The 12,014-nt window shown below is 60.5% G+C and carries 8 protein-coding genes; 3 read left to right on the top strand and 5 right to left on the bottom strand.

Features of this window, described 5'->3' with window-relative positions:
* Positions 1 to 4: 4 nt before the first annotated feature.
* On the bottom strand, positions 5 to 1,657 hold the full coding sequence (locus ACYQ00_RS19840; RefSeq protein WP_460033795.1) for a GspE/PulE family protein: 1,653 nt from the start codon (positions 1,655 to 1,657) through the stop codon (positions 5 to 7).
* 381 nt (positions 1,658 to 2,038) lie between these two features.
* On the opposite strand from ACYQ00_RS19840, the gene ACYQ00_RS19835 reads away from it, so the two are divergent.
* On the top strand, positions 2,039 to 3,313 hold the full coding sequence (locus ACYQ00_RS19835) for an EAL and HDOD domain-containing protein (RefSeq protein WP_460033794.1): 1,275 nt from the start codon (positions 2,039 to 2,041) through the stop codon (positions 3,311 to 3,313).
* A 91-nt stretch (positions 3,314 to 3,404) separates the two neighbouring features.
* Positions 3,405 to 4,316: an AEC family transporter gene (locus ACYQ00_RS19830; protein WP_460033793.1), complete on the top strand. Its 912-nt coding sequence runs from the start codon at positions 3,405 to 3,407 to the stop codon at positions 4,314 to 4,316.
* A gap of 312 nt (positions 4,317 to 4,628) precedes the next feature.
* Here ACYQ00_RS19830 and qrcD read toward each other — a convergent pair whose 3' ends face one another.
* Genes qrcD through qrcA form a run of 4 tightly spaced genes read right to left on the bottom strand, consistent with a single transcriptional unit; the run spans position 4,629 to position 9,408 of the window.
* The gene (qrcD, locus tag ACYQ00_RS19825) at positions 4,629 to 5,864 is read right to left on the bottom strand and encodes a menaquinone reductase integral membrane subunit QrcD (RefSeq protein WP_460033792.1); all 1,236 of its coding nucleotides are present in this window, start codon (positions 5,862 to 5,864) and stop codon (positions 4,629 to 4,631) included.
* Positions 5,857 to 6,657: a menaquinone reductase iron-sulfur cluster-binding subunit QrcC gene (gene qrcC, locus ACYQ00_RS19820; RefSeq protein WP_460033791.1), complete on the bottom strand. Its 801-nt coding sequence runs from the start codon at positions 6,655 to 6,657 to the stop codon at positions 5,857 to 5,859. Before qrcC ends, qrcD begins: the two co-directional genes overlap by 8 nt.
* A 17-nt stretch (positions 6,658 to 6,674) precedes the next feature.
* Complete coding sequence (qrcB, locus tag ACYQ00_RS19815; protein ID WP_460033790.1) at positions 6,675 to 8,756, bottom strand: menaquinone reductase molybdopterin-binding-like subunit QrcB; 2,082 nt, start codon at positions 8,754 to 8,756, stop codon at positions 6,675 to 6,677.
* A gap of 13 nt (positions 8,757 to 8,769) precedes the next feature.
* Positions 8,770 to 9,408 (bottom strand): menaquinone reductase multiheme cytochrome c subunit QrcA, encoded by a 639-nt coding sequence (qrcA, locus tag ACYQ00_RS19810; protein ID WP_460033789.1) that lies wholly within the window; start codon positions 9,406 to 9,408, stop codon positions 8,770 to 8,772.
* 300 nt (positions 9,409 to 9,708) lie between these two features.
* On the opposite strand from qrcA, the gene ACYQ00_RS19805 reads away from it, so the two are divergent.
* The gene (locus ACYQ00_RS19805) at positions 9,709 to 11,757 is read left to right on the top strand and encodes a sensor histidine kinase (RefSeq protein ID WP_460033788.1); all 2,049 of its coding nucleotides are present in this window, start codon (positions 9,709 to 9,711) and stop codon (positions 11,755 to 11,757) included.
* The last annotated feature ends 257 nt before the right edge of the window (positions 11,758 to 12,014 follow it).

Genomic DNA, 12,014 nt, shown 5'->3' with positions numbered 1-12,014 from the left:
CGGACTACATGAACAAAATGGGCGCGGCTTCTTCCAGGGTGGTGATGCCTTTGGCCACCTTGTTCAGCGCGTCCGTCTTCATGGAGCGGAATTTCTTGGCGGCGGAGGCGGAGCGGCCGATATCCTTGGAGGATTTCCGGGCCACGATCATCTCCTGAATTTCCTCGTCAATGGACAGGGCCTCATACACGCCCACACGGCCGGCGTAGCCCGTATCGCGGCAGCGGGGGCAGCCCTTGCCTTTCATGAAAGTGATGGACCGCTTGAGGTGCAGGGCCTCCACCATGCTTGGCGTGGGCTGGTATTCCATCAGGCAATACTTGCAGTTGCGCCGCACCAGGCGCTGTCCCACGGCAATGAGCAGGGTGGAGGAAATGAGGAAGGGCTCGATGCCCATGTCGATAAAGCGGGTGATGGCGCCAGGGGCGTCGTTGGTGTGCACGGTGGAGAGCAGACGGTGGCCGGTCATGGCCGCTTCGATGGCGATCTGGGCCGTCTCATGGTCCCGGATTTCCCCCACCATCAGCACGTCCGGGTCCTGCCGCAGGATGGACTTGAGGCCCGAGGCAAAGGTCATGCCGGCCTTTCGGTTCAGCTGCACCTGGCGGATGGTATCCACCCTGGTTTCCACAGGATCTTCCAGGGTGATGATGTTGATCTCCGGCCTGTCCACCTTGGAGAGCATGGCGTAAAGCAGTGTGGTTTTCCCGCTGCCGGTGGGGCCGCACGCCAGAAGCATGCCATAGGATTTGTTGAGATTCTCCTCCAGGCGCTGCTGGTCGTCGTCGTTCATGCCCAGATCTTCGAGATTCAGGGACTTGCGCGCCTTCATCAGCAGACGCAGGACCATGTTCTCGCCGTAAATGGTGGGCAGGGACGAGACGCGGACGTTGACTTCCTTGGTCTGCACATTGAAGGAGAACCGGCCGTCCTGCGGCACGCGGGTGACGGAAATATCCATGTTCGCCAGGAGCTTCATGCGCGAGACGAACTGCATGAACACGGACTTGGGTGGAGCCGGATATTCCCGCAACACGCCGTCGATGCGGAACCGCAGCTGCACGCGGTCGCGCTGGGGGCTGATGTGGATGTCCGAGGCGTTTTCCATCACTGCCTGCGACAACACCTGGTTCACCAGACGGACGATGGGCGCATCTTCCAGGGCAGCCATGGAAATATCGCCCAGGCCGTCGGCGATGAGCTCGTCGTCGCTTTCCACATGAAATTCCTCGATGGCGCCCACGAGGTCTTTCATGTCAGTGGTTTTGCCGTAGTACTGGAAGAGCAGCTCGTCCAGATCGCCCTTGGGGCAATACACGGGCTCAATATCGTACTTGGTGGACTTTTCCAGGATGTCCAGCATGCCCACATTCAGCGGGTCCGAGGTGGCCAGCCAGATCATGGTGCCCTTTTGCCGCAAGACCACCACATGGTGCTTGCGGGCCACATCCATGGGCAGAATCCTGGATAAGGACGTATCGACGGGATATTTATCGGTGGAGTACTTGTCTATCTGGAGCTGATTGGCCACATACTCCATCAGCTCGTCTTCTTTGAGCTTGCCCTGGTGACGCAAGTATTCCGCCAGCTTGAGGCCGGACTTGCGCTGCACCATGCGCGCCTGACGCGTTTCTTCGTCGGAAGAGAAACCCGGCATTGCGGGCGCATCCGCTGGCTTCATCATTGCGCTGTCACATGATCCTTGTGGAGGCTCGATCGGTTCATGTCAGGCCCTGCCGCAACCTGGCTGCGTATGGTGCGGAAAGCTCCGCAACAAGACGGCAACAAGGCTTCAGCTGGAGAGACCGTGCCCTGGAGCGGCGGCCCGTTGCAGGAGATGCAACAATTCCGGCCTGCATGCAACGCCACGGCTTCCAGCTATGTACGCCAAGCCTCGCGTGGCGTCCAGCCCAAAGTCCCGGAATCTCAACCGCCTCCACTCAGGCCATGCAATCCGCTCTTTCAGCCCGTCGCATTCCGTGGTACAAGGCAAACCTGCCGAGACGACACAGGTGAACGAGTGAGATGAGAGGAGCGCATGGCTGACCAGACCCCCGACACGATCAAGGCGGAAACATCCCCTTTGTACGTGGACACCTTCTTCGCCCGTCAGCCCATTTTTGACGCGAGCAAAAACATCTGGGGCTATGCCCTGCTCTATCGACACGCCCCGGATGCGACCAAAGCGACCTTTGACGACAAAGACATCGCCACCCTCACTGTCATCTCCAACGCCATCATGAACCTGCCCAAGGCCGGGGAGCGGGCCAAGAAGTTGTGCATCAACTTCACCGAAGAAAGCCTGCTGCGCAAAATCCCGCTGACCTTGCCCGCAGCAACCACCATCATTCTGGTGGATGAAAGCTTTTCCGCCACCGCGGAGGTGGTGGATGCGCTCAAGGAATTCAAATCCCTGGGCTATGAGGTGGCGCTGAACGACTTTTCCGGCCAGCCGGGCTGCGAGCCCCTGCTGGAGCTGGCGGACCTGGTTTTTATCGACATTCTGAACAAGGATATCCCCCGGCTCAAGGAACTGACCATCCTGGCCAAGTCCCATCACGCTGCCCTGGCGGCCAAGCGTGTGGAGGACATCAAGCAGTTCGAATTCCTGAGCAAGGTGGGCTACACCCTGTTCCAGGGCTTTTTCTTTGAAAAACCGGTCATCGTCCCTGGCCGCAAGCTGACCTCCAACCAGATTTCCCGCCTCATGCTCTTCAAGGTGCTGGAAAAGGAAAACCCGGACTTTCACGAGATTGCCCGGGTGATCGAGACGGACGTTTCCATCAGCTACCGCCTTCTGGCCCTGACCAACTCGGCCAGTTTCAGCCTGCCGCGCAAGGTCGACAGCATCCGTCAGGCATTGGTGTTGCTGGGCATGAAGCAGATTCGCAGCTGGCTGTGGCTCATCTTCCTCACGGACATGAGCCCCAAGCACAAGACCTCGGAACTGCCCTACCTCTCCGCCATTCGCGCCAAGTTTCTGGAGCGCACGGCGCTGAACCATGACATGCCCATCGCCAAGGCGGATCTGCTGTACCTGCTTGGCCTGTTCTCCCTGCTGGAGGCCATGCTGGACGTGCCCTTCAAGGAGATCGTCAAGAATCTCCCTCTGGATGAGGCCCTGGCCACCGCATTGAGCGGCGAGGTGAACGAGTACACCCCCTGGCTGAGCATGGCCCGTTTTTTTGAGCAGGGAGAGTGGGACAGGATTGACGAGGTCATCTCCCAGCTGGAGCTTGAACCCATGACCGTGGCCAACTCGTACGCCGAGGCCCTCACCTGGGCCAAGACCCTGCAGGGCGAAGGGCAGTGACGCCTCCCCGCGTCTGAACGCACCCGCCCTGCCCGTCTGTTGCTAGCAGTTTTTTTTCACTTGTTGCCGACGCCACCCCATCGACGATTCCGTGACCATTCTTCTCCCCATTTTCGCGTGCATTGCACTTGGCTGGGTCAGCAGCCGGCTCAAGCTCCTGCCGGAAACCTTCTGGCGGGATGCCGAGCGGCTGACGTATTACCTATTTCTGCCGGCCATGCTGGTCTCCAACCTGGCGGCCGCGCCACTGCTGGCCACGGATGGGCTCCCGGCCGTTTCCATGGCCGGAGCCATCACCTCTGCCGTGGTGGCAGTGACCGGGCTGGCGCTGTTCCTGCAGGCCCGCATCGGCTTTACCGGCCCGGCTTTCTCCTCCATCTTCCAGGGAGCCATCCGGCCCAACACCTATGTGGCCCTGGCCGCGGCCGCGGCGCTGTTCGGGCAGGAAGGCCTGACCCTTTCCGCCCTGGTGATGATGGCCCTGGTGCCCCTGGCCAACCTGCTTTGCGTGCCTGTAGTCTCTCATTTCGGGTGCCGCGAGGGTTTTGGCCTGGCCGGTGTGGTCGGCTCCCTGTTCAAAAACCCGCTGCTCATGGCCTGTATGGTTGGCTTTTCCGTCAACCTGACCGGCCTTCCCCTGCCGGAGCCGGCCTTCGAGACGGTCCGCCTGCTTGGCCGTGCGGCGCTTCCCATGGGGCTGATGGCGGTGGGCGCCGGGCTGGTGCTCAAGGAACTGCCCCAGTACTGGAAACCATTGCTGTTATCTTTTGTCCTCAAGTTCCTGGCCCTGCCAACCCTGACCTGGCTGGCCTGCTCCCTGTACCGCACCCCGCCGCGGGCCGCCGCCATCTGCGTGCTGTTCGCCGCGGTGCCTGCGGCGTCATCCTCCTACATCCTCGCCCGACAACTTGGGGGGGATGACCGGCTGATGGCCGCCATCATCACCGGGCAAACCCTCTTTTCAGCGCTGACCTTACCGGCAACGATCTATCTCCTGGGATAACAGCTGCTCCCATTGCGGCTGGATTCCCAGACCGGGCCCAGGTCTGCAACGCCCAGCTGGCATACAGCTCCGCGCCTGCAGCGGATGCCCGCAGCACAGGAGCCCTCTTCCAGTGCCGCCACGAGATGGCTGTCCCAAATCCTCGCCGCCGGGTCGCCCGCATTCCAGGGGGAACCGACTGTCCATACCGGTGATACAAGGCAAGATTCGCCTGCATACGTCAGCCCACCGTCCCGGTTCAGCTTTCCTCCACAAAAAAACGGGCGGCCCTTGCGGACCGCCCGTTGATGCAACCAGAGTACAATGCCGTCATTATTTGGCGGCGTTGAGCGCCTTTTCCTGTGGGAAGACCGGCAGGTAGCGGTAGGAGAGCGAGATCAGCAACGCACCGTAGGCGATGACCAGGAAGGTCGGGGCCCATTCGGCTTCGTTGGGGATGTAAATCTCCCACTTGTCAAAGGGCATGACCGGTGCCGCAAGGCCCTGCACGGTGAAGACGTAGCGGTTGATGCTGACGCCGATACAGTCCAGGATGGCAGCGGTGTACAGCAGCGCAGGATTCTCGCGGATGGACTTCACATTGAGCATGATCATGGGGATCACGCCGCAGATGACGATTTCCGTCCACAGCTGCCATTGGCCATACACGGTGCCGAAGAACAGGTCGCTGAAATTCAGCCCCATGGACGGCAGCACGCTGGTGGCCCAGCCGTAGGTATCGAGAATCTTCAAGGGCACATAGACCAGCAGCATGGTGCCGGCCACCTTGCCCATGAGCGCCTTGATCTTGAAATCCACCATCTTGCGGCCGGAAACCTTCTCGATGATCGTGGCAATCAGCATCGTGAACACCGGGCCGGACGCCACGGCGGACAGCACGAAGAGGAAGAAGGTCCAGGGCCAGATGAAGAAGCCGGGACGGTAGGAGTACGGACGGCTGAAGAGCACACCGTACATGCCGCCCAGAGAGCCCTGGTGGAAGAAGGACAGGAAGGCGCCCATGCCGGCGAAAAGCGGCATGATCACGTGGAAGTTGTGCGCCAGGTTATGCAGGAAGGGGATCTTGTTCAGCTGGCGGTTTTCCAGGACGATGGGCACATATTCAATGGCCAGGACCATCAGGTAACAGGTGATGCAGAACATCACCTCGACCAGCATGGAGTGGACGTTGGCGTGCCAGAAGCCGAACCAGGCCCGCAGTGGCTGGCCGACGTCCAGGGCGAGAACAATCATGGCCCCGGAATAGCAGATGAAGCCGATGATGACCGCCAGGTTGATGATGTGCTTGAGCGGATCGATGTTCAGAATGTAGCGCAGCAGGCCGGTGAAGAAGGCGCCGGCGCCAAGCGCAATCACTGCAAGGTCGAAGGTGATCCACAGCCCGAAACCGAAGGTGTTGTCCAGGGCGGTTTCGCCGATCCCGAAGAGCAACACCCGGGCCATCCAGTAGCCGCCCCAGGCGAGAACAACACCAAGGACAGCCAACCAGATCAAGAACTTGCCCAGGGAGCACCGTGGGCATCCCTCAGGGAGCAACGCCTTATCCATGATGTCCTCCTCCGAGAGGCGTGAAATCACCAGTTTTTTCGTTCTCGAGGTAGTGGTCGCCCAGGCGGCGCACCCATTCGCGGCGGCTCAGGTAATACACCTGCGGGTCCATGCCCAGCCGCTCCAGGAGCCGGAAGGCATATTCGCTATGCGCCAGCTTGTGCACCAGGTGCTTGGGATTGTTCAGGTCGCCGAACACGATGGCGCCGTTGGGACAAGCCTCGGTGCAGGCGGTGACATACGCGCCTTCCGGCAGATCGTACGGATCATTGCCTTCCACGCGGGCCTTGTCCTTGGCCTTCATCCAGCGATGGTGGCAGAAGGTGCACTTCTCGACCACACCGCGAGGACGCACGCTGACATCGGGGCTCAGCGTCTTTTCCCAGCCCTGGGGCCATTCGGGATCGTACCAGTTGAAGTACCGGGCCTTGTAAGGACATGCCGCCATGCAGTACCGGCAGCCGAAGCAGCGGGGATACACCTGGCTGATGATCCCGCCCTCTTCATCCTTTTTGGTCACCGTGGCCGGGCACACAGGCACGCAGGCGGGGTTGCCGCACTGCTGGCAGGGCCGGGGCAGGAAGGCGGTGTCGTGGTCCGGGTAGGGTTTTTCGTTGGAGAGCTCAAACACCTTGAGCCAATTCATCACCCGACGCTTATTGGAGGACTCGGCTTCGGGAGCCAGGTTGTTTTCAGCCTGGCAGGCCACCATGCACGCGCCGCAGCCCGTGCACTTGTCGAGGTCGATGGCCATCCCCCAGAGGATCTTGAACGATTGTTGTGCGCCTGACATGTTGCTGATCCTTCCCCTTAGGCTTTTTCAATTGCGACGCCGGTCTGGGTCCAGATGGAAAGGCCGGAGCCGGGCTCGACCTGGGCCGCGAACAGCTTGGCCACGTTGGCGCCTTTGTCCTTGGCGAATTCGTCAAAGGCCGTGTGCCCGAAGTTGCACGGGGCCATGACCACGCCATCCATGACCATTTCGCTGATGTTGACCACAGCGGGGATTTTCACGCCGGATGCGCCTTTGAGCGTGACCTTCTGCCCCTGCGCCACCCCGGCCTTGCTGGCCGTGCTCTTGTTCAGGTGCACATACAGCAGGGTACCGGTCAGCTCGAACTCGCGGATGAGCTTCAGGTTCTGCGGGGGCACCGCCGTGGTGGCCGTGCCGAAGCCCAGCTTGTTCACCGCGGCCAGGGTCAGGCCGGCTTCAGGGGCCTTGATTTCCAGGCTCTTGGCAATGGCCTCGGCCGCCATGGAGGGCTGGCCACCGGTCACCGCATCGCTCACGAACGGCTTGCCGGCTGCCAGGTCTGCAGCATTGGCGCCAACGGCCTTGGCCTTGGCTGCAAGCACGTCCTTGAAGGAATTGAAGCCCAGATTGGCGTTCAGCTTGGCTGCGATACCCAGGATCACGTCGCCGCCATGAATGTTCGCCCCAGGATTCACCGCGTCGATAACAGGCTTGTTCAGGCAGTAGACCGCCGTACCGCAGCCGGCAGGCGTGGCCACGTCGTCGTAGCGTTCGATCCCCAGGGGCGAAGGCAGCACCAGATCCGCCATGGTGGCGGTTTCGTCCATGAACTGGGCGATGGCGACCTTGAAAGGAATCTTGGCCAACGTGGCCGCCACATCCAAGGGCAATGCGTACACGGGGTTGGCTTCGTACGTGATCAGCACGTCCGGTTTGGCCTTGTCGTCGCCAGCCAGGGACTGCATGTACGCGACCAGGTCATTGGCCATGACCGCCTTGCGAGGCATGGCCTTTTCCACCACCGGAGCAAACTCAGGCACGGCGCGCAGGCCGGTCTTCTGATTGAACGCCCCAAGCAGCAGGTTCAGGGCCATCCCCGCAGCAACGGCTGCCGGGCTGCCGCCCTGGCCGAACTCGGAGCCCGGGATAACCACGGGCGCCTTGGCGGACTTGAGTCCTTCGGCCAGCATGGTCAGTTTGTCTTCGGACACGCCGGACATCTGCGCCACCACGGCCGGTTCAAACTTGGCCGCCAGGGCCTTGAACGCGGCAAAATCAGCGGCTTGCGAAGTGAAGCCTGCCTTGATGAGCAGGTTTGCCAACCCGAGGGCCACCACAGCCTGCGAACCAGGACGCGCAGCCACCCAAAGATCCGACCCCACGGCGGTGTTGGTCTGACTGGGGCCGACATACACGTACTTGGCCATGGGCGCTTCGCCGTGGGGACGCGCCGCGGAGTAGGCGCGCCGGGTCCTCGTGGCAGGCCCCCAGGATTCCAGGATATCCGCGCCAAGCGCCAGCACGAAATCGCTGCCTGCGGTTTCGAACCCGGGCACACCGGCGCCGCCCATGAGTTCCCAGGCGCTGGCCAGGGTTTGGGCATCGGAGGGCATGAGGAAGAACTGCTTGGAGCCCATCAGGCTCACGAACGCGGAGAGGACTTCGTTGATCGTGCCGGTCTGATCCCCGGAGATCACGGCCAGACGCGCGCCAGAGCCCTTGATGAAGCCAAGCTTTTCATCCAGCAGGGCCAGGGCGTCGGTCCAGGAGATTTCCTTCCAGGCCCCGTCCGAGGTCTTGCGCAGGGGGCGCTTGATCCGGGAGGGGCTGTACAGCATCTGCACTTCCGTGGCCGCCAGGGGCGAAATCTTGCCGCCGGAAAGGGGATGCTCGGGGTTGCCGATGGTCCGGACAGGGCGGCCGCTCACCGTGCGCACGAGCATGGCAGTGGCGGTGGGGCACAGCTTGCTGACCGTGGGGACGTAGGCGTCCTTGCCATCGATATTTTTGGGCACCCAGGACCAGTTCTGGGTCCAGATGGAAATATCGTCGGTGAGCTTCCAGGGGATGGGGGTGAACACGCTCCCCACAGCCCCGCCAATCAGGAGTTTGACTATGCTGCGTCTATCGATTCCCATTGCGCCGCCCTCTCTACTTATGGCACGCGAAGCACGCGTTGTTTTTGTCATTGTAGGCGCGGTGATCCGGCAAGGCGTGGCAGTACTCGCACGCCCACATCTTCATGGTGCTCGCGCTGTATCCGGTGATCCGGTTGGACGAGAACTTGGGCGTCGTTTCAGAATCGCCGAGGTCGGGATGGCACCCGGCAGCGCTGCAGAGCTGCTTTTCGGTCCAGTCAGTGTGGCACTGGCCGCAATTCTCCAGACTGTGGGCGGCATGGCTGAAGAAGACGTTGTCAGGCTGCATCTGATAGACTTTCCAATCCGGCTCCTGTCCCTTCTTCACATACTCGTTCACGTACTCCCGCTCCTTGGTCGTGCTGCCAATGGGAGATTCGTGACAGTCCGCGCATTCCTTGGTCTCAGGAATACCGCCAAAAGAACCATCTGCACGGAAGTAATGGCAGTCCGTGCACGTCATGCCTGCCTCTTCCTTGTGAATCTTGTGGTTGAAGGCGATTGGCTGGGACTGTTCGCTGAAAAGCAGCTTTGGGAAAAGCCACCATCCTACGAGCAGAGACAAGACCAAGCCTAGCCCGAGGGGTAAGAACCCGCCCAGGACCGTGCTCTGGCCGCCGGTGTCAGCGTTGTGCGCGCGCTTCTCCTCCATATCCCTCTACCACCTCTGAAAGGTTAGTGATTGCAGGACGTCCCGCTGTACTTGCGCGTTCTTCTTTCCCATCTCGTTCCGTTTGTGTCAAGGTGAAATAGTTCACGAGCAATCCTTTTGGTTACAGCAGCGTGAATTTGTTGTGCTTGACTTTTCCTGTGCTTCCGCGCCTCCGTCCGCGTTTTCCACACTTTGCTTATTTCTCGACTTATGGCAGTATCCTTCTCACCCCGCTGCGACAGCCATTCACGGCCCCCCGGGAATATCAATCCTGGCTTTCGTGTGGAGATGCAGGGAGTTATGACGCACCGTCCCCCCATAGCAAAGTCTTCTGGCCATGCCCTCCTGCATGCTCTTTTTCTTTCGCCCCGCAGCAGGCACCTGTTCAAGGCGGCCCTGATTCTATCCTGGCTGGGCCTGGGGCTGTACCTCCTTTTCCTGGAGAGCCTGAACGGTCTGTGGCAGGAAATCCTCTCGTATTCCTTTATCTTTCCAATTCTTCTGGCTGCCACTACCTGGGGCAGGCTGGGTGGGCTCGGCGTTGCACTGGCCTCGGCACTGGTGGCCGGTGCACCGCTCATGACAGATCCGAGCGCCCAGATATCCATCAAGCTATACCGCTTTTCATACCAATTCATCCTGTTCCATGCCATTGGCATCGCCGTGGCCTTGCTGTGGGAACGCAGCCGCCAGAGCCAGGAGAATCTGACCCGCTTTTTTCAAGGGCTGCCGCTGGGAATTTTCCGATGGTCGTTCGAGAATGAGCTGACAGTAGCCAACCCTGCCCTGCTGCAAATGCTTGGCCACACAGAGCTGCAATCCCTGCAACAACAAAAGTTTTCCGATCTGTTCGTGAATACCCGCGAATTGGAGCACTGGCGGCAGAGCCTGCGCAATGACGAAGCCCCCATGCCTCTGGTGACGCAGCTGCGGCGTAGGGACGGCAGTCTGATTTGGGCCAAACTTGTTGCGCGGCTGACCAGCGATCCGGTGACCGGGGACGTTTGCTATGAGGGCGCTGTCGAGGATGTGACCAGTCACATGGAAGCAGATGCGGCGCTCCGGAAAATAAATGGACAACTGCGCGATATAATTGAATTTCTCCCTGATGCAACCTTTGTGGTCGACGCCAGCCGGCGCGTGGTGTTCTGGAACAAGGCCATGGAGGAGATGACTGGTCTCAGCAAGGAGGAAATGCTGGGGAAGGGGAGCCAAGAGTACTCATTGGCATTTTACAAGCAGCCGAAACCACTACTTATCGATCTTTTTTTCGCCGAGGACCAAGCCCCACATGAGCGGTACCGTGCGCTGGAACGCCGGGGCGACACATACATTGCCGATGTGTTTGTCCCGCACCTGGATGGGGGGCGAGGCGCGCATGTGCACGGCATTGCCTCGCCGTTGCGAGATGAATCCGGCGCAATCATCGGCGCCATCGAATCCATTCGCGACATCACCCAACGCGTTGCCGCCGAAGAAGCGCTCCGCAGCGCCAGGGACGATATGGAACGGCAGGTGGAGGCCCGAACCGCGGAGCTGCGCCTGGCCAACGCCCGGCTGCAGGAGATGGATCAGCTCAAATCCCTGTTCCTTTCCTCGGCCTCGCACGAATTGCGCACGCCGCTCACGTCCGTCCTTGGCTTCGTCAAGCTGATCAAGCGGGACGTCATCCGCCACCTGTTGCCACTGACGGAAGAACACCCGTCCATTCAGGGCAAGGCCAAGCGAATCCTGGACAATCTGGCCATCATTGAAACGGAGGGCGCACGGCTGGCCCGGCTGGTGAATGACTTGCTGGATCTGAACAAAATCGAATCCGGCAGCATGGAATGGCGCGATCAGCCATTAGACGTGCAGGAACTCATTCACAACGCAGTGGAAACGCTCTCCCCGCAGCTGGCCTCGCGCCCCAACCTCAGTCTGGAACTGGAACTGCAGCACAACCTGCCGACCATCGTTGCGGATGGGGACCGCATGGCCCAGGTGCTGGTGAATCTGCTGTCCAATGCCGTGAAGTTCACCCCGCAGGGGATCATCCGCATACATGCGCGGGCCGAATCTCGCGCCCACCTGCTGATCCGGGTGCAGGATTCCGGCGTAGGCATCCCAAGAGCCTCTCTCCCCCATATCTTCAACAAGTTCTACCAGACAGAAGAAGCCTCCAATCTGCCGTCGGCCCTGCGTGGCTCTGGGTTGGGGCTGACCATCTGCCGTCAGATTGTCGAACATTACGGAGGCCGCATCTGGGCCGAATCCGAACCCGGCAAGGGCTCCACCTTCCTGGTCCGCCTGCCCCTGCGCGAAGGCCAGGTCCTTTCCGACATGCCCATGACGGATTGGACACAGTAGATCGAAAATTCCGCCTCACGCGCTTCCTGTTTGCGACGCCTCATGGTGGCGCTTGGGACACAGTTTTCTGCTTGTTAGCAAAAGCCGAGAAGCCCATGTGATTTCGCCCCGGACCAAGCCCCGCCCCCGATGACACATACACATAACCAAATGAAAATTAACCGTTTATCCTGGTTGCTGTCCGGGTAATATTGCTTTACTAAGTAAAAGCCGCGCCGTCCTTGGATGCAACCTCGGCACTGTTACCCTTGCCGCAG

The sequence above is a fragment of the Megalodesulfovibrio paquesii genome (assembly GCF_054653055.1).
This window is presented reverse-complemented; position numbering and strand designations above follow the sequence as displayed.